General features: G+C 56.0%; 18 protein-coding genes. 6 read left to right on the forward strand and 12 right to left on the reverse strand.

The annotated features are described in order from the left end of the window. Window positions 1-2 precede the first annotated feature (2 nt). Window positions 3-1,040, forward strand: a complete 1,038-nt coding sequence (locus TH5_RS13535) for an HlyD family secretion protein (protein WP_114122311.1) — start codon at window positions 3-5, stop codon at window positions 1,038-1,040. A 1,076-nt stretch (window positions 1,041-2,116) separates the two neighbouring features. Here the strand turns inward: TH5_RS13535 and TH5_RS13545 are convergent. Further along, window positions 2,117-3,556 (reverse strand): deoxyguanosinetriphosphate triphosphohydrolase, encoded by a 1,440-nt coding sequence (locus TH5_RS13545; RefSeq protein ID WP_114122312.1) that lies wholly within the window; start codon window positions 3,554-3,556, stop codon window positions 2,117-2,119. 110 nt (window positions 3,557-3,666) lie between these two features. Next, window positions 3,667-4,086, reverse strand: a complete 420-nt coding sequence (locus tag TH5_RS13550; protein ID WP_007092551.1) for a DUF4870 family protein — start codon at window positions 4,084-4,086, stop codon at window positions 3,667-3,669. A 231-nt stretch (window positions 4,087-4,317) separates the two neighbouring features. On the opposite strand from TH5_RS13550, the gene gor reads away from it, so the two are divergent. Continuing rightward, a complete protein-coding gene (gene gor / locus TH5_RS13555) occupies window positions 4,318-5,679 on the forward strand; it encodes a glutathione-disulfide reductase (RefSeq protein ID WP_114122345.1) in 1,362 nt (453 codons plus the stop codon). Between the two features lie 132 nt (window positions 5,680-5,811). Here gor and TH5_RS13560 read toward each other — a convergent pair whose 3' ends face one another. Beyond that, window positions 5,812-6,300, reverse strand: a complete 489-nt coding sequence (locus TH5_RS13560; protein WP_062952276.1) for an Lrp/AsnC family transcriptional regulator — start codon at window positions 6,298-6,300, stop codon at window positions 5,812-5,814. 179 nt (window positions 6,301-6,479) lie between these two features. Here TH5_RS13560 and TH5_RS13565 point away from each other — a divergent pair, with 179 nt between their 5' ends. Then, a complete protein-coding gene (locus tag TH5_RS13565; RefSeq protein WP_097051075.1) occupies window positions 6,480-7,496 on the forward strand; it encodes a 1-aminocyclopropane-1-carboxylate deaminase in 1,017 nt (338 codons plus the stop codon). A 158-nt stretch (window positions 7,497-7,654) separates the two neighbouring features. Here the strand turns inward: TH5_RS13565 and TH5_RS13570 are convergent, their stop codons facing one another. The 4 genes from TH5_RS13570 to TH5_RS13585 all read right to left on the reverse strand — a co-directional run bounded on the left by TH5_RS13570 (window position 7,655) and on the right by TH5_RS13585 (window position 11,567). After that, the gene (locus TH5_RS13570) at window positions 7,655-8,962 is read right to left on the reverse strand and encodes a TRAP transporter large permease (protein WP_097051074.1); all 1,308 of its coding nucleotides are present in this window, start codon (window positions 8,960-8,962) and stop codon (window positions 7,655-7,657) included. 149 nt (window positions 8,963-9,111) lie between these two features. After that, window positions 9,112-9,747, reverse strand: a complete 636-nt coding sequence (locus TH5_RS13575; RefSeq protein ID WP_097051073.1) for a TRAP transporter small permease subunit — start codon at window positions 9,745-9,747, stop codon at window positions 9,112-9,114. 183 nt (window positions 9,748-9,930) lie between these two features. Next, window positions 9,931-10,959 carry a TRAP transporter substrate-binding protein gene (locus TH5_RS13580; RefSeq protein WP_170954065.1) on the reverse strand — a complete coding sequence of 343 codons (1,029 nt, stop codon included), beginning with the start codon at window positions 10,957-10,959 and terminating at the stop codon, window positions 9,931-9,933. Then, on the reverse strand, window positions 10,956-11,567 hold the full coding sequence (locus tag TH5_RS13585) for a gluconokinase (protein WP_114122313.1): 612 nt from the start codon (window positions 11,565-11,567) through the stop codon (window positions 10,956-10,958). The genes TH5_RS13580 and TH5_RS13585 overlap by 4 nt, the downstream gene beginning before the upstream one ends. Window positions 11,568-11,708: 141 nt before the next feature. Between TH5_RS13585 and gntR the strand changes: the two genes are divergently transcribed. Beyond that, window positions 11,709-12,734: an HTH-type transcriptional regulator GntR gene (gene gntR / locus TH5_RS13590; protein WP_097051071.1), complete on the forward strand. Its 1,026-nt coding sequence runs from the start codon at window positions 11,709-11,711 to the stop codon at window positions 12,732-12,734. Between the two features lie 25 nt (window positions 12,735-12,759). Here gntR and TH5_RS13595 read toward each other — a convergent pair whose 3' ends face one another. Both TH5_RS13595 and TH5_RS13600 read right to left on the reverse strand, forming a co-directional pair. After that, complete coding sequence (locus TH5_RS13595) at window positions 12,760-13,329, reverse strand: IMPACT family protein (RefSeq protein ID WP_114122314.1); 570 nt, start codon at window positions 13,327-13,329, stop codon at window positions 12,760-12,762. A gap of 48 nt (window positions 13,330-13,377) precedes the next feature. Beyond that, the gene (locus TH5_RS13600; RefSeq protein WP_114122315.1) at window positions 13,378-14,127 is read right to left on the reverse strand and encodes a sulfite exporter TauE/SafE family protein; all 750 of its coding nucleotides are present in this window, start codon (window positions 14,125-14,127) and stop codon (window positions 13,378-13,380) included. Between the two features lie 400 nt (window positions 14,128-14,527). On the opposite strand from TH5_RS13600, the gene TH5_RS13605 reads away from it, so the two are divergent. Next, window positions 14,528-15,913 carry a class II 3-deoxy-7-phosphoheptulonate synthase gene (locus TH5_RS13605; protein WP_062952958.1) on the forward strand — a complete coding sequence of 462 codons (1,386 nt, stop codon included), beginning with the start codon at window positions 14,528-14,530 and terminating at the stop codon, window positions 15,911-15,913. 260 nt (window positions 15,914-16,173) lie between these two features. Further along, window positions 16,174-16,659 (forward strand): hypothetical protein, encoded by a 486-nt coding sequence (locus TH5_RS13610; protein WP_114122316.1) that lies wholly within the window; start codon window positions 16,174-16,176, stop codon window positions 16,657-16,659. Between the two features lie 69 nt (window positions 16,660-16,728). Here TH5_RS13610 and TH5_RS13615 read toward each other — a convergent pair whose 3' ends face one another. From TH5_RS13615 to TH5_RS13625, 3 genes are read right to left on the reverse strand one after another with little or no spacing between them, the layout of a single operon-like run. After that, the gene (locus TH5_RS13615) at window positions 16,729-17,304 is read right to left on the reverse strand and encodes a hypothetical protein (protein ID WP_114122317.1); all 576 of its coding nucleotides are present in this window, start codon (window positions 17,302-17,304) and stop codon (window positions 16,729-16,731) included. Further along, on the reverse strand, window positions 17,304-18,653 hold the full coding sequence (locus TH5_RS13620; protein WP_114122318.1) for a M48 family metalloprotease: 1,350 nt from the start codon (window positions 18,651-18,653) through the stop codon (window positions 17,304-17,306). Before TH5_RS13620 ends, TH5_RS13615 begins: the two co-directional genes overlap by 1 nt. A gap of 18 nt (window positions 18,654-18,671) precedes the next feature. Continuing rightward, window positions 18,672-19,016: a YbjQ family protein gene (locus TH5_RS13625; RefSeq protein WP_114122319.1), complete on the reverse strand. Its 345-nt coding sequence runs from the start codon at window positions 19,014-19,016 to the stop codon at window positions 18,672-18,674. Window positions 19,017-19,131 lie beyond the last annotated feature (115 nt).

A 19,131-nucleotide genomic window follows, 5' to 3' on the forward strand; every position in this document is an offset into this window, starting at 1 on the left:
CCATGAAACTTAAAAACCATCGTCCTTCAACCCGCCTGATCCGCGAACCGCGCGCGACGCCCAAAAAGCGCAATCTGGGTCGCTGGATTTATATCGGCCTGCTGATGCTGATCGGTCTTTGGGCCTTCGATGTGTTTTTTGGCCAGTTCTTTTTCCTGCGCGGCAATGGGCTGGTGGTTGCACGTCCCTATGTCGTGGCGTCCGAATATATCGGGACCGTACAGGATATCTCGGTCCGGCAGGGCGAGGCGGTCAATGAAGGCGATGTCGTCGCCTTCCTGACATCCAAACAATATGACGAGGAACTCGCCCGGTCTCAGTTCGAACTATCCACCCTTTCGGCGGACCGTGCCCGCCTGACCAGTGAATTGAACGGGCAGCGTGAACTGATTGCGCTTGCGAAAAAACGCCTTGCCTCTGCAACGGATTTCCGCACCCGTCTTGAAACCGGTCTTGCCAACGGCGTTTCTACCGGAACGGCATTGAATACCGCATATGAGCGGGAATACACCGCGCGCGAGGACCTTGAACGGATCACATCCGATATCACTTCGCTGCGTGCCGAACTGGCCGCGCTCTATCAGCAAATCGATCAGCGTCGCGTTCTGATGCAGAAAATCGAAGCCGCCTATGACGGGGGCCGTCTTGTCGCCCCGGCAGGTGGTATCGTGACCGAGGTCAATGCAATCGAAAGCAGCGTGATCCGCCCCGGCGATCTGATCATGACGATTGCTGCCGGAACGCCCTATGTGCTGGCCTATTTTGAAAATGGCTCGCTTTACGATATCGAACCAGGGCAGCCGGTGACGATGTATTACGGCACCAGAAACCTGACCGGGATCGTGACCGCCCTTTTGCCGGTATCCGAACAGCTCCCCGAAGAATTCCAGCGATCATTCGAGCCTACCGACCGCGCCCAGATTGCCGAAATCCGCATCGCCAATCCCGAAAACTTCCCGCCCCTGTTTGCCAAGCTTGATATTGGCGGCGGCCTGTTTTCATCGGTTCATCGTCTGTTTGACTGGATGCTGGAAACCTGATGCGAAAACGCGTCATCGCATCGCGGTCCGTCATGCCGGAAATATCATCCATCACCCGCATGATCCGGGCATAAAGCCCGTCGGCTTCCTAAAGCTTGCCCGATAGTGGCTTTTCGATCCGGTCGGCTGGTGGCGGCAGGTGCCAGCCATGGGTTTTGTGTTCTGCAATGTCGATTGCCGTCCGGACAAAACTGTCAGGTTATCCATCGATCACCTCGAACCCGGCCATTTCAATCGGTCGGACATTCGGGGCGTGACAAATCCGGACCGCCAGCACCGCTAGCCTCTTGCAATGTTTGGTGTCCTTGCCACCCCCGCCAGCCAACTCCGCTGCCCCTCGACATCGACAACCGCCACCAACCGGGCAGACCACGCCCATGCACCTGCTGCCCCGAACAAGCGCCGCCCGCTTTCGGTTGACGCCGGAAGCGCACCTCACCCCAAGGGCCGCGGCGTTGTCTCATGACAGGCCCACGTCCCGCCACCGATGACCGGCCTTTCGGCATGTCCGAATGCGCCATCGGCCCATCGCCAGGCCAATCCAACCAATTTAGCCCGCCGATCCGATGCAGACGCAATTCGGGCTCGCTGATTCTCGGCATTGCCAAACTTCACCGACCGGTTTGGTTGCGGCGGATGGGCTGACCTCAGCCCGGCCCTCGCTGCCCCAAACAAACGCCCTTGCCCCAAGGGCACATTTCTCCCGTCATGATAAACCACAGTTTTCGTAAATCTCGCGTGGCCTCACGGCCCGGACGCACCGCCGCCGTAATGACTTTTCCATGCGCCATTGATGGCCCTTTGGCGATGCCGCCCCCACCATTTCATCCCGTCAGATCGCTGCCCTGTCATCATCCCATTCCTGTTTTTGCCGCCCGAAACGCAAAAAACCCGCAAAAGCGAATCACGCTTTGCGGGTTTTGTCTCCGGACCCATTTGTCCTGTTGACTTTATCTTTATGGCATAACCAAAAGAACAAATCAAGAACTAATTTCAAGAATGATGGAAAAAATTCCCATCAAAAGCGTATTGCGATAAATTTGATATTTATCTCAATATCTTAGGTGGGGGTTCCGTTAAATCGTTATGCCCTGAAGCTTTCGGAAAAGCGTCACCGCATAACGGTCCGTCATGCCGGAAATATAATCCATCACCCGCATGATCCGGGGATAAAGCCCGTCGGCTTCCGAAAGCTTGCCCGACAGAAGCTTGTCGATCCGGTCGGCCTGCGGTGGCAGGCGCTTGCCATGGGTTTTATGTTCTTCAATGTCGATTGCCGCCCGGACAAAGCTGTCAAGCAGGCCGTTGATCACCTCGAACCCGGCCATTTCAATCGGCAGGACATGGGGTGCGTTATAAATCCGTTCGACCGCCAGCATCTTGCAATGTTTGGCATCCTTGCCAAGCGGCGTATTGGCCAGTAGATCACCTTCCAGCGTACCCGAAAGCAACGCGTCTTCATGCTCGATAAAGGCATCAACGGCGGCCTTCACCAGATTGCCAATCGCCTTGCCGCGCAAAAAGCCGATCCGGTCATCTTCGGATTTCTCGGCATACCACGGTTCGGCCCGCAGATCGGCCCAGCGTTTTTCGGCGTCGCCTTGGTATTTTTCCGGGTGGCGGGCAATCGGGGCCAAGGCGCGTTCGACCTGCTCGAAACTCACACAGTTAAGCTCCCAGCCATCTTCAAGATCGACCACCGAATAGCAGATGTCATCAGCCGCCTCGACCAGATAGACCAGCGGATGGCGTCGCCACGCCCCGTCAAATCCGTCAAGTGGCGACAGCCCGCAGACATTGGCAATCGCATGGGCGATGTCGCGCTCTGCCTGATAATATCCGGGTTTCTTAAGGCCGGTATATTCGCGGCGGCGCGCATCGGGGACCGATGTGCTGCGCGGATATTTGATGAAGCTGCCGAGCGTCCCGTAAGTCAGGTTCAACCCGCCGTCAAACCGCTTCATTTCAAGCTGGCTTATGATGCGGAGCCCTTGCGCATTCCCTTCGAAATGCCGCAAATCTTCAAGCTCCGGCCCGGTCAGCCGCCCGGTCAGTTCTTCCTTGGCAAGGCGGGATGTGGTGAACCATTCATTGATCGCATCCTCGCCCGAATGGCCGAATGGCGGGTTGCCGATATCATGGGCCAGGCACGCGGCCTGCACCATGTAACCGATATCGGCAATGGTGATCGGGCTTCCCTTGGGCAGGTGCTTGACGATATGCGCACCCGCCATAAGGCCAAGCGACTGCCCGACCGATCCGACCTCTATCGTGTGGGTCAGGCGGGTATGCACATGGTCATTTTCCGAAAGCGGATGAACCTGTGTCTTGTTCTGAAGACGGCGGAACGAGGATGAAAAAATGATCCGGTCAACATCGATCTGGAACGGGCTTCTGCCATCCGGGCTTGGATGCGGATCGCCATCGGGCAGGCGGATCTTGCCATCCCGAAAATCAAGCCGGTGTGGTGAAAGCAGATTTTCCCAGCGCATTTTGGCCGGTTGCATCGAACCCATGGCGATGCGACTCCCTGTCCGTGTCGTGTGTGCGTCCGCAAACCCGACTTTAACGGGGTGGGGAGTCGGGCGCAATCGGGCAAAACCGATTGCGCCAAATCAGTGTGATCTTATCCGAAGAACCAGCTTTTCGGATTATCAATCGGGCTGCCGTTAAGCGCGCGCAAAAGACCAATCACGTTGCGCCCGATGAACCACGCGGTGGTATAAAGCGCCATCAGGCCGACAATCGCCCAGCCCAGAAGCGGCACCCATCCGATCACCAGCGTGAAAAAGCCCAAGATGATCGCATAAAGGATGCTGATCCAGAATGTGCGGATGACGAATGTGTAATGGCTGTTGGTCCAGTGATCATCATCCTCGCGCGCGACATAGGCAACAATCAGCGCGATCAACCCGGTGGCAAAGGCGGTAAACAGGGTCGCGATCATCAGGCCGTAGCAGACGACAGCGGTATTGCCGCCGCGCGTATCTGCATATTGCGGGGCATTGTCAAACGATGCGTCCTGACCTGTCATCCGGTCACTCATGGGCGTTGTTCCTGTGTTGTGGGGCCGTTCATCAAATCACCGGCTCTTTCCAGCATATAGCGAGAAAATTACCAAATGCTATCTTCGGTTGGGTGAACCGGCATTCCGGGGCGTTTTTTAACGCGATAACACGAATTTCATCGCAAAGGGGCGGCTTTTGCCTCGACTCTTGTGATTTCCGCCCTACATTTGGCCCCATATCACGCAATGATCAAGAATAAGGAATTCCGCATGTCGGACTATGATTTTGACCTGTTTGTTATCGGTGCCGGATCGGGCGGCGTGCGGGCCGCGCGCGTTGCATCGGGCTATGGGGCAAAGGTCGCGATTGCCGAGGAAAGCCGCGTTGGCGGCACCTGTGTCATTCGCGGCTGTGTCCCGAAAAAGCTTCTGGTTTACGGCGCACATTTTGCCGAGGATTTCGAAGACGCGGCCGCCTATGGCTGGACCCTTCCGGGCGAACCCAGCTTTAGCTGGAAAAAGCTGATCGCCAACAAGGATGCGGAAATCGACCGCCTGAATGGCATCTATCACAAGCTTCTGGCCGGTTCGAACGTCAAGCTGTTCGAACATCGCGCAACCTTCAAGGACGCCCATACCGTTGTCGTGGGGGGCGAGGAAGTTACTGCCGAACGCATCCTGATCGCGGTTGGCGGTCATCCGACCCTGCCCGAAATTCCGGGCATCGAACATGCGATTTCCTCGAACGAGGCCTTTCACCTCGAAGACCTGCCGAAACGCATTGTGGTTGTTGGCGGTGGCTATATCGCGGTTGAATTTGCCGGGATTTTTGCCGGGCTTGGATCACGCGTCACACAGCTTTATCGCGGCGATCAGATTCTGCGCGGTTTTGATCACGATATCCGCAGCCATCTGGCCGAGGAAATCGTCAAAAAGGGAGTTGATCTGCGCTTCAACACCAATGTCACCGCGATTGAAAAACAGTCCGATGGCAGCCTGAAACTGACCCTGACAGGCGGGGGTGACATGGAAGTCGACGCCGTAATGTTCGCGACCGGTCGCGCACCGAATACCAAGGGCCTTGGGCTTGAAGCCGTCGGGATCGAAACGAACGATAACGGTGCGGTCAAAATCAACAAGGGCCTGCAAACCAGCGTTCCGAACGTCTATGCGGTCGGTGACGTGACCGACCATGTGCAACTGACCCCGGTCGCGATCAAGGAGGGCATGGCCTTTGCCGATACCGTCTTTGGCGGCAAACCGTGGTCGATGTCCTATCAGGCGATCCCGACCGCCGTCTTCAGCCAGCCCCCGGTTGGGACGGTCGGTCTGAGCGAGGAAGAGGCACGCGCAAAGGGCGGACCGGTTGAAATCTACAAATCAACCTTCAAGCCAATGCGCCATACCCTTTCGGGCCGCGACGAAAAGACCATGATGAAACTCGTCGTCGATAAAACCACCGACGTCGTCCTTGGTGCCCACATGGTCGGCCCCGACGCCGCCGAAATCATCCAGGGTATCGGCATCGCGGTTCGCCTTGGCGCAACCAAGGCCCAGTTCGACCAGACCGTCGCGGTGCATCCGTCAGCAGCGGAAGAATTCGTCACCATGCGCTTCCCGTTCGCGGATTAAAACACCGGGAACCGTTACCTACCGTCATTCCCGCGAAGGCGGGAATCCAGACTTCGGTGCTAAGCGCACGAGCAATCGGTGAATGGCAGATACAATCAAGGCGGCATTCCTGTGGTGCCGCCTTTTTAAATCTTAAAACGCCAACGGCGCATTATCCACGACCTCTTTCATCACGAAAAATGTTCGCGTTTGCCGGACACCGGGAAGCGCGATCAGTTGGTCACCATGCAGGTGATTGAAGTCCGCCATGTCGCGGACCCGGATTTTCAGGAAGTAATCGAAATCCCCCGCCACCAGATGGCAATCAAGGATAAAGGGCAGCTTGCGGCACGCGGTTTCAAACGCGGCGAAGCTGTCGGGCGTTGATCGGTCCAGCACCACGCCAACCATCACCAGTGCCGCGCGATCCACCTTGTCCGGGGCGATCTGGGCGCGGATGGAGGTGATATATCCTTCCTCGAACAGGCGTTGCATCCGGCGGTGGCAGGTGGCCGGGCTGACATTGACCCGTTTGGCGATATCGGCATTGCCCATCCGCCCGTCAGTTTGCAGCAGGCGCAGAATCTTTTGATCGATGCGGTCTATCGGGGCGGCATTCGCGGGACTGGCAGGCTGGGTCATGAAAGAACCTTCCGGAATTCTGTAAATTTTCGAAATTCTAGGCACATTTTGGCGTTTGATGAAAGCGTTGCGTGAAAAATTGGGGCGAAGTTCGAGCACACCTTTCACGCGCTTGGCGCTAGCATTTCCCCTTCATGAGGTTCGTTTCCCATGTCGTTCTGCAAATCAGGGAGTGCGCGATGCGCCTGGATAAATTTGAAAAATACAAACTGACCTTTGGCCCGACCCCGATCGAGGCCCTGCCGCGTCTTTCCGCCCATCTTGGCGGCGATGTCGAACTTTATGCCAAGCGCGAGGATTGCAATTCCGGGCTGGCCTTCGGCGGCAACAAGGTCCGCAAGATGGAATATATCATCCCCGATGCGATCAAATCCGGGGCCGATACCCTTGTCACCATCGGTGGTGTGCAATCCAACCACACAAGGCAGGTCGCGGCCATCGCGGCCAAGATCGGCATGAAATGCCGTCTGGTGCAGGAAAGCTGGGTGCCGTTTAACGATGCGGTTTACGACCGGGTCGGCAACATCCTGATGAGCCGCGTCATGGGGGCCGAGATCGAGCTGGTCGACGAGGGCTTTGATATCGGCATCCGCGAAAGCTGGGAAGCCGCCCTTGAGGATGTGAAGGCCAAGGGCGGGGTGCCTTACCCGATCCCGGCCGGGGCATCGGTGCACAAATATGGCGGGCTTGGCTTTGTCGGTTTTGCCGAGGAAGTGCGCGCCCAGGAAGCCGAGCTTGGCTTTAAATTCGATTATGTCGTGGTCTGCACCGTCACCGGTTCAACCCATGCCGGGATGGCGGTTGGTTTTGCTGCCGATGGCAGGGCCGACAAGGTTGTCGGTATTGATGCGTCTGGCACGCCCGAACAGACCCGCGCACAGGTTCTGGCGATTGCCCAGAAAACTGCCGATCTGGTCGAACTTGAAGGCGGCATTTCTGATCGTGACCTTACCCTGATCGAAGATTACGCCTATCCGGCTTATGGCGTGCCGTCCGATGAAACCAACGAGGCGATCCGCCTGTGTGGTCGTCTCGAAGGCATGATGACCGACCCGGTTTACGAAGGCAAATCGATGCAGGGCATGATCGATCTGGTCAAAAAGGGCTATTTCCCCAAGGGGTCCAAGGTCCTTTACGCCCATCTTGGCGGCGTGCCTGCGATCAATGCCTATAGCTATCTGTATCGCAACGGCTGATTGCCCCTGCGCAAGGCCTGCACCCGCACCACGCCGTCATTCCCGTTCTGGCGGGAATTTGGTCTCCCACTGCTCTCCCTAGAGGACGGGGTGGTGCAAACGCAAAGGGGAAGCCGTTATGGCTTCCCCTTTGTCGTTTTCTGTCAGCTTTGGCGAACTTACCGTCCGGTAATTCCCGGGAAGATGATCAGAAGGGCCACGGCCAGCACCTGCAGGCAGATGAAGGGCACCAGCGCCTTGAAGATCGTGCCAAGCGTTATATCCGGTGGCGCCACCGATTTCAGGTAGAACGCGGCGGGGCCGAAAGGCGGTGACAGGAAGCTGACCTGCATGTTCATCGCAAACAGCACCCCGAACCACACCGGGTCATAGCCAAGCTGTTTGATGATCGGCACAAAGATCGGCATGGTCAAAAGGGCGATCCCGACCCAGTCCAGGAACATGCCCAGAATGAACAGGATCAGCATCATGAACAGGATGATGATCGTCGGATCGTCGGAAATGCCGGTGATCAGGGCCGATACAAACTTGATACCACCCATCAGGTTGAACACCCCGACAAGGGCCGATGCGCCAATCCCGATCCAGACGATCATGCCGCAGGTCGACAGCGTCTGAAGCGATGCAGCCTTGAGCATCGATAGCGAAAACTCGCGCCGCACGATGGTTGATGCGACCACACCGGCAACGCCGACGGCGGAGGCTTCGGTCACCGATGCAATCCCGCCATAGATCGAGCCCAGAACGCAGATCACGACAAGGATCGGCAGGAACAGGCCTTTAAGCAGCCGGATTTTTTCCTCGGTCGGGATTTTTTCGGTGCGCGGTGGCGGGGCGATATTATCGCCCGTATAGCTTCGGAACAGCACATAGGCGACATAGAAACCCGCCAGCATGAAGCCTGGAATGAAGGATGCGGTAAACAGATCGCCAATCGAGACGTTTGCCGTCAGGCCATAGATGATCAGAACGATCGAGGGGGGGACCATCGTACCCAGCGACCCGCCGGCACAGACAACACCGATGGCAAGGTTTTTGTCATATCCCTGACGGAGCATTTGCGGCAGGGCCAGCAGGCCCAGCAACACGATTTCGCCCCCGATGATGCCACTCATGGCGGCCAGAATGACGGCGACAAAAATCGTCTGGACCGCGACCCCGCCTTTGAGCCGCCCGCCAAACAGGCGCATGGCTTCGAACAGGTCCTTGGCGATGCCCGATCGATCAAGGATCGCGGCCATCATCACGAACATCGGGACCGAGACAAAGACAAAGGACGACACAAACGAATAGACCCGGCTGGTGATCAGCGGCACCGCCATCGGCCCGAACCAGCCAAGAGTGAATATCAGGGCAATCAGCAGGGTCACAAATGCCAGCGGCATGCCGGTTATCAAAAAACCAAGCAGCAGCACGAACATCGCAAGCGTGCCATATTCAATGCCAAGGGACTGCAAATCAAACATCGGGATTTATCCTGTTGCGCCGGATATAATGGTTTCCATGCCGTGCATGAGCGGACCCGTTCATCGGTGATGCACTCGGGCAGAACGACGGGGCCAAATTCACAACTAGTATGATGTGATTTATAGCGTATTCCGGGATGTTTCGCGGGTCAGTCATGGCCTGTTCCCGTACCGGAATTTGCACCTGCATAATCAGGTTTTGCGCGCACATAGTTGATCGTCAGAATGACAAACTGGATCGTTAAGGCGATCAGAACGAACAGCATGAAAATCTTCAGCAACCCCGGATAGGGCGCATTGAACGCGCTGCCGGTGGTTTCCAGATGGATATCCCCGCCCGGTTTGAATGCCGCCCGTTTGACCATCAGCCACGCTGCCCAGGCAAAAAAGCCCGACGAGATCGCGCAAACGATTGAAATGCCGATATCAAGTGCGCGCCGGAACCGTGGTCCGGCGATATCATAGATGATGACCACCCGGATATGCTTGTTGCGCGATGCGCAGTAAAGCCCGCCAAACACAAAGCCGATGGCCGATAAAAACGTCGTGGTTTCATGGGCCCAAAGGGTCGGGCTGTTGAAGACATGGCGCATGAAAATTTCGAAAATCAGGATGCCCATCGCCAACAGGAAACCGAGCGCGAAGATCGAGCTGATCTTGTCGACAGCCCGGCCAAACAGGCCCGAAACAGTCGGGACCGGCTCGGGGGTGCCATCGGGCTCTATCGCCAGATCCGGGGTGGGCGGGATGTCGCTATGTGCCGGTTTTTCCGGTGTCGGGGCCATTTTCGCAATCCTTGCAGGGACAGGGAATACAATCCGGCAACGGGGAGGACCGCATCGCCCCATATCGTCTCTTATATTGGGCTTGGCCGGATTGTATCAGCTTGTCACCGGCGGGCCCGAAAGGCCGGGCACCGCCGGTGACAGGGTTTATTTTGCCGTGATCCTATGACCGTGTGGTCACAATCAGATCATGCCTTGCGCAGTCAGATATTTGACCAGTGTATCATAAACCTTCTGGGCATTTTCCGAACGACCGGCGACTTTTTCCCACTGGCTGGTGGCGATTTTACGAAATTTATTGCGTTCCTCGGCCGACCAGTTGTGGATGGTTACACCGCCTTCGGCACGTGCCTTGGCAACGGCTTCCATATCTTTCATCGCAAGCTGCGCGTCCATGTCACGTGCCAGATCGCGGACCGAAACCTCAAGGATGGTCTGGAGGTCTTCGGGCATGGAATCCCATTTTTCCTTGTTCACCGAAACTTCAAGCATCGGCATGGAATGGAAGCCCGGATAGACCGGATGTTTGGCAACATCATGCAGGCCCATTGCTTGGTTGGTCGAGAACACGGTCGCATCCGCGGCATCAATCACCTTTTTATCAAGGGATGTGAAAACTTCGGACTGCGGAATGTTCACAGGCGACGCCCCGGCCGCGGCAAAGACTTCCTGCACCATGCCTTCGGGGGCCCGCATTTTAAGGCCTTTAAGGTCGGCAACACCGTCAAGCGGCTTGGACGAAACGAATGCTTCAAGGCCCGGGGTTACCGCGCCGATGAAATGCAGGCCATAGGGTTCAAGCATTTCGTTCATCAGTTCCTTGCCGCCGCCATATTCGACGAAACGCAGCATTTCGGACGGTGCCGACCATGCGCCAACCGGGTTGGCGATCAGGCCGAATGCCGGATCCTTGCCGGTGAAATAGCTGGTGTCGGTGATGTGACCATCGATGATGCCTGCGGCAATCGCGTCCTGCGTTTCGGCATGTTCGACGACCGAGTTAACGGGAAGCATTTCAACAGCAATGCGTCCGCCCGACATTTTGCCAACGCGTGCGGCCCATTCCTGTTCGATCACGAAGTTCGGCACACCTGCCGCATCGCTTGACTGGACTTTAAGGGTAAATTCCTGTGCATTTGCGATCAGCGGTGATGTCATCATCAGGCTGGCTGCAAGTGCAGTTCCGGCGAGTGTCTTGAACGATAGGGTCATTTGTCTTCTCCCTGGGTTACCGGTTTTCCGGCGGTCTTATGCGTTTTGGTGGATGGACTGTCGATTTCGCCTGCTGCAAGGCGGGCAGCAGCGGTCGAAACCACGGCTTCAATCGGGGCATCGATGGAGACAGTCACGCTTGTCTCGTCCGGCCCCAGCGGTTCGAGATCAGCCAACTGACTGTCAAGCAATCCGGGCGGCATGAAATGGCCGATCCGGCGATCCAGCCGGGACCGGATCACTTCGCGCGAACCGTCCAGAAAAACGAATGTTGCAGGTTCCATATGGTCCCGCAGAAAATCACGATAACGCCGTTTCAGCGCCGAACAGGCGATAAAGACTTTCGGCGATACATGGTTTGACTCAATTCCGTGCGCGACTTCTTTGGCGGCCATCCCAAGTGATGCCAGCCACGGCCAGCGCATCTCGTCATTAAGCGGGATGCCATTGCGCATGTTTTCAACATTCTGTGGGGGATGATAATCGTCCGCGTCAAGCCACACACCATTCATGATGCTGGCAAGGCCCTTTGCGACCGCGGTCTTGCCTGATCCGCTGACACCCATCACGATGACATATTCGGCTTTGATGGCTGATCCTCCCGCCACTTTTATTTCGTCTTTTCTTGAGCGGGTCTTGCCCGCCTTGCTTTGTTAGCGCTAACATAATGATAGCGCTAACATCGAGTCAACAGATATTGTGCAACCCCGGGATCGCGGATATGAGGAATAGGGCATGAGAAGGAAGACATGAGAAAACGCAGAGGGGCCGGACGGCCGACCATCGCTGATGTGGCCGACAAGGCCGGGGTCAGCACGATCACCGTTTCACGGGCCTTGCGTGATCCAGCCAAGGTATCCGCCCCGTTACGCGAACGCATTGATGCCGCGGTTCGCAAGCTTGATTACGTTCCCCATTCTCATGCCAGTGCCCTTGCATCATCGCGTTCCAATATTGTTGGCGTGATTGTGCCGTCGCTGACCAACAACGTGTTTGCCGATACGCTGCGCGCGATTTATGACGAGCTGGAACAGGGACCGCTTCAGGTGCAGCTTGGCAATTCGCGCTATGTCGCGGCAGAAGAAGAACGCCTGATCCGCATTTTCCTTGGGCAGCGCCCGGCGGCCCTGATTGTTGCGGGCGGCGATCAAACACCTGCCGCAAGGGCCCTGCTTGAAAGTGCCGATTGTCCGGTGGTGCAGGTCATGGAGGTTGATCCGGACCCGATTGACATGATGGTCGGATTTTCGCATTTCGAAGGCGGCCGGGCGGCTGGCCATCATCTTTTGCAGCGGGGATATCGCAGGATCGGGTTCATTGGCGCGCGCATGGACCCACGATCACGCCGCCGTATGGAAGGTTTTGCCGAAGCACTGCGATCAGCGGGTCGGTATGACTCGGAACTGTTCATGACAACCACCCGGTCATCAAGCACGTCGCTGGGCGCGGAACTGATCGGGGCGTTACGCGCAAAAAGGCCCGATATCGAAGCGGTTTTCTGCAACAACGATGACATGGCGCTGGGGGTTCTGTTCGGTTGCCAGCATGCCGGTCTGCGTGTGCCAGAAGACCTTGGCATCATCGGTTTCAACGATCTTGAAATGATGGCGGCGGCCTGTCCGTCATTAACCAGCATCCGGACAAACCGTTACGGGATCGGAAAAACGGCGGTTGATATGATCCGGGCACGGCTGGATGGTGATGAACCGGAAAACCGCGTTGTCGATCTTGGTTTCCAATTGCAGGAACGTCAAAGTACCGTGCGGCGGGTTTGATATCCTGTCCTGATCGCGCCAGTTGCTAATCTCGATGGATCGGGAAACGCCCGGCAAGCTCGGCCACGAGTTCCTTTGGTCCCGAAATCCGCATGCGTGTGCCATCGGCATCAAACTGCCGGTCCATAACCGTGATGCCATCCTGTGCGCAGGCCTGTTCCAGCGTTCCCGCATCAGAAAAACCGGCAAACAGGTCTGCTTCACCCTGCGGGACATAATCGACGACGTCGGCAACGCTGCAAACCGCATTGGCAGCACCGCTATAAGCCCGCACCAACCCGCCGGTGCCAAGTTTTACCCCGCCGAAATAACGCGTGACGATCACTGCGACATTAATCAGATCGCGTCCCTGAAGAACCTTGAGGCAGGGAACGCCAGACGTGCCTGATGGCTCGCCGTCATCCTTGCCATGTTCAATCAGCTGGTTTTCGTCATTGAGATAACGATAGGCCGTGACATGATGATTGGCCTTGGGGTGGGCCACGCGCAATTCCGCAAGCCTTGTCGCGAGATGGTCATAAGGGACCAGCTCGGCCAGAAAGCGCGATTTCTTTTCTTCGGTTTCGGCAAATGCGGGGCGGGTGACAGTTTTCATCAGGACTGGATAGCAAAGGCAGGCGCTTTGCACCAGCGCGCTAAAGTTTTACGGGTGAGACAGCGCAAATTTGCTGATCAATATGACCCCGAAAATAATCAGCATGACGAGAACCACCTTGCGGAAGGTTTCGGCATCCATGCGGTTGCGTACCGCACTGCCAAGTTTGGTGCCGACATAAACCGGAACCAGCCCGGCCAAGGATATCCAGACGGTTTCAAGCGTCATAAGCCCCATCCGTGTCAGGCCAAATGCCATCACGATGCTTGAAAGGCTAAACGAGATATTGATGGCTTGAATGAAGCGTTTGGGATCAAGCCGCAATGACAACAAAAAGGGTAGGACGGGCATCACCTGCGAGCCAGTAATGCCATTCACGAGCCCCGTGGCAAAACCGGAAACCGGTGCCAGATAGCGGGCGACCTTATCTGATAAAGGTTTGCCGTGACGAAACAGCGTGATGGCGCCGTAATTCATTAAAACCAGCCCAAGCACCGCACCGGCCAGAATGCTGTCGACCATGCCAAGCACGGCAAGACCAATCAAAAGCCCCGGAATGGTCGCCACAAACATCGGCCAGAACCGGTTGACGGTTTCGCGGAAATGCCCGGCCTGCGCCATGATGATCGAATTGCTGACAAGGGAGGGAATGATCACAAGTGGCATCCCGGCCTTGAGCCCAAGCCCAAGGGCCAGGATCGGCAGGGCCGACGTCGAGAACCCTAGCCCGGTTGCTCCCTTTACAAAGGCGGCCACAAAATAGGCGCAGGCAATAATCGCGATTGTTTCAATGGACATGGGGCTTCCGTAATGAGGTGTGGCGCGCGCAGTGTGCCGCGATATGGGGGATCGCGCAATTGAATGCTGATGACTATTTGTCCTGATAGTCTTTGTGGTGCCGGTTGACGGCACGTCCGGATTCGAAGGATTTCCATCGTCCTTGCGGGAACGGGAAACTCCCCAAATCCATCTGTAATTGGTGATTTGGGGTGGAACTTTGCGTGTTATTTGCGGGGATTGGCAAAAATTTGCGGGTTTTTCTTTGCGAATTGCACGGAAGGGGTGGAAATGCGGTCGCAAAACCCGTATCAAGTTTGGCCCGGTTGACAGCACCGGTTGAATGGGCGGAAATCCGCTGTGACGCTGATTATATGGTATGGTAACGGCATGAGAAACATGCCGGATTGAGAGGAAGCAAATGAGCAAGAGCTGGAGCATTGATAGCTGGCGCAACCTGCCTGTGAAGCAGATGCCGACTTATCCGGATGCACAGGCCCTCAAGGCCGTAGAGCAAGAGCTCGGCAGCTATCCTCCTTTGGTATTTGCTGGCGAAGCGCGCGCGTTGAAAGAAAAGCTTGGCGAAGTTGCCGAAGGCAACGCATTCCTGCTGCAGGGCGGGGACTGTGCCGAAAGCTTCAAGGAATTTCACCCGAACAATATCCGCGACACCTTCAAGGTCATGTTGCAGATGGCGGTTGTTCTGACCTATGGCGCGGCATGCCCGGTGGTCAAGGTTGGTCGTATGGCGGGGCAGTTCGCCAAGCCGCGTTCGTCGGATACGGAAACCATCGATGGTGTCGAACTGCCGAGCTATCGCGGGGACAATATCAACGGCATCGAGTTTACGTCCGAAGCCCGTGTTCCGGACCCGCAGCGCCAGATCCGTGCCTATAACCAGTCGGCATCGACGCTGAACCTGCTGCGTGCTTTCGCGCAGGGTGGCTTTGCCGATCTGAGCAAAATCCATCGCTGGAACCTGTCATTTGTTGATAACAGCCCCGCGGGCGAACGATATCGCAAGATGACGACCCAGATTGATGAAGCCGTTGCCTTCATGCAGGCCTGCGGCATCACGGCCGAAACCGCACCGCAGATGCGCGAGACGGATTTCTATACCTCGCACGAGGCGCTTTTGCTGGGTTACGAGCAGGCTCTCACCCGTCAGGACAGCCTGACCGGCGACTGGTATGACTGCTCGGCGCATATGCTGTGGATTGGCGACCGTACCCGTCAGCTTGACGGGGCGCATGTTGAATTCATGCGCGGTGTGAATAACCCGATCGGCATGAAATGCGGTCCGACCACCGAAGAAGATGACCTGATCCGTCTGATCGATGCCCTGAACCCGAAAAACGAAGCCGGTCGTCTGACCCTGATCGCGCGTATGGGCGCAGGCAAGGTCGAGGATCATCTGCCACGTCTTGTGAAACGGGTCAAAGCCGAAGGCCGCAAGGTTGTCTGGTCTTGCGATCCGATGCATGGCAACACGATCAAGGCGGCGAACGGGTATAAAACCCGTCCGTTCGATGCGATCCTGTCGGAAGTCAAATCGTTCTTTGATGTGCATAAAGCCGAGGGTACGCATGCCGGGGGCGTTCATTTTGAAATGACTGGCACGGATGTGACCGAATGTATCGGTGGTGCCCGTGAAGTGACTGTCGATAGCCTTTCGGATCGGTACCACACCCATTGCGATCCGCGTTTGAACGGCGGGCAGGCGCTTGAGCTGGCCTTCCTGATGGCCGAAATGATCAAAAAAGAACGTGATAGCGTTCGTGCAGAACAGCTTGCTGCGTCGGCATAATCGACCATCTGAATGCGTGAACTGATAAAGGCGTCCGGGCAACCGGGCGCCTTTATTTATAAGGGATGCGCCCTTTGAGGGTTGAATATAAGAGTTCTTCTATTTAAAGGGATCGCATTGGGGGCTGTTTCGTTAATTCTGTCCCGATGCATGCATTTTGCCCCTACACTGATGCGGGTAACATCCTTAAGTATAGAGAATCGCGCGGCATTACTGTGCGCTGACAAGACATGATGTGAAACAATGAGGTCGCACGAAACATGGTGGATGAGGCGGATTTCGCCGAATGGCAGAAGAAAGTGGAGGGAACAAACATTTCCTCGACGACACTGCTTGCGACCGATTACCTGAACCATTTCAACGAAATCGTGATGCTTCTGGAAATGGTTCCGGACATGCCTGACATGCTTGAGGACTGCAAGGAATGGGCACCCAAAAGCTATCAGGACCATTTCCGTGACAGTGCGTTCTCCGACAAGGAACTGGCGATAGAGGCCTATGATCATGTGCCCGAACGGTTCCGTCGCCCGTTCGAGGAAACCATCGAACATATGAATGCTATCGTGTTTCGTGCCAACGAGCAGCTTGAAGTGTTGATTGCCGAGGGTAACGAGGGGCTGCTGCGTGAAACAGCAAGCACGGTGACGCTGTCATTGCAGCGTTTCATGGATGTCGCCAGCGGCATTATCCACGGATCGGCCAAAACCATGAGCCAGGACGAAATTGACGCCGCACTGGCGCTTTAAAACTCGCATAAAAATAAAAAAGGCCGGGCATTTTATGTTTCCCGGCCTTCGCATTGCTGGATCAGGCGATCAATCCATCATATCGGCCAGTTCTGCATCAAGCGTTTCGATTTCGCCACGCAGTTTTGGCAGGATATCGGTGCGAGCAGTCGCGACCTGCTGTTTCATGTTTTCAATGGCGCGACGGGCGAGGCCATTTGGCCCCTGCTGCTGGAACAGGGTCGTCATCTGGGCTTCTATACCGGTATAGAAACGGCGGACGCCGGTAATGATTTCCGGATGGACTTCGAAGGTGCGCGGTGAATAGCGCATCGTCGACCAGACCATATCGTCAAGGCGATGTGTCGCTTCGGGCGTCAGTTCGCGTGCGTGCCACTTCATCGGTGCTTCGGGATATTCCGCAATCCATTGTTCGACATGTTCGATATTGTCGATAAACTCGGCCTCAAGCGATTTTTCCAGATAGCTGACATCCGACAGGCTTTGATAACGGTCGAAATCAACCGCAATCCGGAAGCCGGCAAAGCTTGCCAGATATACACCAAGAACCGTTGATGCCAGAATGATGCACTGGGTGAACCAGAATTCGATATTGGGTTTGCCGCTGACGCTAAGAAAGCGGAACGGGGATAAAAAGACACGCATTATTCTGATCCTTCCGGAGCTTCGTATTCGTCGTAGATTATTGATTGCCCTTCAAGGGCATCGACATAGCGATCGAAAGCCGTTTGCAGTGGTATTGGTTCGCCAAGCGGCAGATTGCGGTCCGTCACCATTTTATTGAGGCGGCGCACGCGATCGATCGGATGGGGATGCGTGCCGAGATAATCGAGCATGCTTTCATCCCCCTGCATCATCGCAAGCTTGGAAAAGGTGGTTGCGACATCGGTGGCATGGCCGTATTTCGCCATGACGATATCGAGCCCCCATTTATCCGCATCAAGTTCCTGGGATCGGGAATAATCCAGATCGGCCAGCATTTTTGGCCACCCGGCAATCCAGGTGGTCAGAACCGCATCGGCCTGGAACATCATGGCCGAAAGGGCAATGCCAACCGCCTGCCGCCCCAGTCCTTCAAGATGGTCGCGGCCGTTATAATGGCCGATTTCATGCCCAAGGATGGATAACAGTTCGTTTTCGGTGTCGACCAGTTCAAGCATGCCGGTATGAACAAGGATCAACCCGCCGGGCAGGGCGGCTGCATTCGGCGTGTCATCGGGGATGATGACCACTTCGAAATCATAGGCCGCAGCCGGGCCAAGGGCAGATTTCGGGATCGAATTGATCAGATCAAGGATATAGCGTTCTGGCAGGCTACGTTGATCATTGCTGCGGCGTTCGGTGATGTAATCGCCTTCAAGCTCGGACCAGATGGCGATTTCGTCCTCAATTGATATCTGGCGCGTTGCCCATTCGACGGCAAAGCCACTGGCCGCATAAATGCCCCAGCAGATAAACAGGAACGCCGCACTTGCCGAGGCAAATTCGACCAGCAGGTTCTTGTGGCTGATATTAATGCCGTCATCGGGCAGGGCGGACGGAAAACCGCCACTAGGCCGTTTGTCGGTATAAAGGGCCGTGCCCGAAATCATCATTTCAACCATGCCGCGGCCAAGCTGGGCGGTGGTCATGCGGATACCGGTAATGTGGGATGCGCCCTTGGCGTCGGTCCGCATGCGCAGCATGGCTTCGCGTTTGGCCCGCGTGATGGTGGCTTCGTGCGCCCCCAATCGACCGCCAACAAAAATGCGCAGACGCGCAAGCAGGTTGCGGAACCGGTCTTCGCCGATCACGACCTTGCCGGTGACCATTCTGCTGTCACGCAGAACAATGTCTTCGGGGACATGATCCTCGGTGCTCAAGCTTTGGTTTGGCAAAAGCTGCTCGTCACGGCGCAGGGCGCGTTCATGAGTGGCTTCGGCCAGACGGCCCGTCACAAAGGCGATCCCGATCAGGATCATAAGCATGATCCCCGGAACAAATAGTTCCTGCATTGGAAAAGACTCCGGGGATTATTTCAGGCGAACGGCCGTGCCATAGGCAAAGATTTCAGCAGCCTTGTAAGCGACCTGTGATGTGGAAAAATGCACATCAACAACCGCATCGGCATCCATCATGCCAGCCTGTTTGATCAGGCGTTCGATGGCCTCGGTCTGAGCCTGTTCTAGAAGGCGGGTATAAGAACGCACTTCGCCGCCAAACAGGTTCTTGAAGAAGGCAAAAACATCAAACAGGAAGCTTCGGCTGCGGACCGAACTGCCAAATACGATGCCGAGATTTTCACTGATTTCACGACCCGGAATATGGGATATGGTCACGACCGGCAGTTCTGCCGTCGCGGTTTGATTTTTCGTCATTGGTTTGCTCGTCTCAAATTGTTGTTTTTGCTACCGATTTTTCGGCTGGCGCAATAAAACCACTTTGAGGGCGTATTGCAAGCGATTATCAACTGGGAACGGATGAAGTTGCGAT

It is taken from the genome of Thalassospira xianhensis MCCC 1A02616, assembly GCF_003326475.1.
GTDB classification, from domain to species: Bacteria; Pseudomonadota; Alphaproteobacteria; order Rhodospirillales; family Thalassospiraceae; genus Thalassospira; species Thalassospira xianhensis.

What these genes read in the sequence shown, in the direction of transcription:
- gor (WP_114122345.1), top strand. Translation starts at nt 4,318, where the DNA reads ATGTCGGACTATGATTTTGACCTGTTTGTTATCGGTGCCGGATCGGGC.
- TH5_RS13610 (WP_114122316.1), top strand. Translation starts at nt 16,174, where the DNA reads ATGGTGGATGAGGCGGATTTCGCCGAATGGCAGAAGAAAGTGGAGGGA.
- gntR (WP_097051071.1), top strand. Translation starts at nt 11,709, where the DNA reads ATGAGAAAACGCAGAGGGGCCGGACGGCCGACCATCGCTGATGTGGCC.
- TH5_RS13605 (WP_062952958.1), top strand. Translation starts at nt 14,528, where the DNA reads ATGAGCAAGAGCTGGAGCATTGATAGCTGGCGCAACCTGCCTGTGAAG.
- TH5_RS13570 (WP_097051074.1), bottom strand. Translation starts at nt 8,962, where the DNA reads ATGTTTGATTTGCAGTCCCTTGGCATTGAATATGGCACGCTTGCGATG.
- TH5_RS13575 (WP_097051073.1), bottom strand. Translation starts at nt 9,747, where the DNA reads ATGGCCCCGACACCGGAAAAACCGGCACATAGCGACATCCCGCCCACC.
- TH5_RS13620 (WP_114122318.1), bottom strand. Translation starts at nt 18,653, where the DNA reads ATGCAGGAACTATTTGTTCCGGGGATCATGCTTATGATCCTGATCGGG.
- TH5_RS13580 (WP_170954065.1), bottom strand. Translation starts at nt 10,959, where the DNA reads ATGACCCTATCGTTCAAGACACTCGCCGGAACTGCACTTGCAGCCAGC.
- TH5_RS13565 (WP_097051075.1), top strand. Translation starts at nt 6,480, where the DNA reads ATGCGCCTGGATAAATTTGAAAAATACAAACTGACCTTTGGCCCGACC.
- TH5_RS13550 (WP_007092551.1), bottom strand. Translation starts at nt 4,086, where the DNA reads ATGAGTGACCGGATGACAGGTCAGGACGCATCGTTTGACAATGCCCCG.
- TH5_RS13615 (WP_114122317.1), bottom strand. Translation starts at nt 17,304, where the DNA reads ATGCGTGTCTTTTTATCCCCGTTCCGCTTTCTTAGCGTCAGCGGCAAA.
- TH5_RS13600 (WP_114122315.1), bottom strand. Translation starts at nt 14,127, where the DNA reads ATGTCCATTGAAACAATCGCGATTATTGCCTGCGCCTATTTTGTGGCC.
- TH5_RS13560 (WP_062952276.1), bottom strand. Translation starts at nt 6,300, where the DNA reads ATGACCCAGCCTGCCAGTCCCGCGAATGCCGCCCCGATAGACCGCATC.
- TH5_RS13535 (WP_114122311.1), top strand. Translation starts at nt 3, where the DNA reads ATGAAACTTAAAAACCATCGTCCTTCAACCCGCCTGATCCGCGAACCG.
- TH5_RS13545 (WP_114122312.1), bottom strand. Translation starts at nt 3,556, where the DNA reads ATGGGTTCGATGCAACCGGCCAAAATGCGCTGGGAAAATCTGCTTTCA.
- TH5_RS13625 (WP_114122319.1), bottom strand. Translation starts at nt 19,016, where the DNA reads ATGACGAAAAATCAAACCGCGACGGCAGAACTGCCGGTCGTGACCATA.
- TH5_RS13595 (WP_114122314.1), bottom strand. Translation starts at nt 13,329, where the DNA reads ATGAAAACTGTCACCCGCCCCGCATTTGCCGAAACCGAAGAAAAGAAA.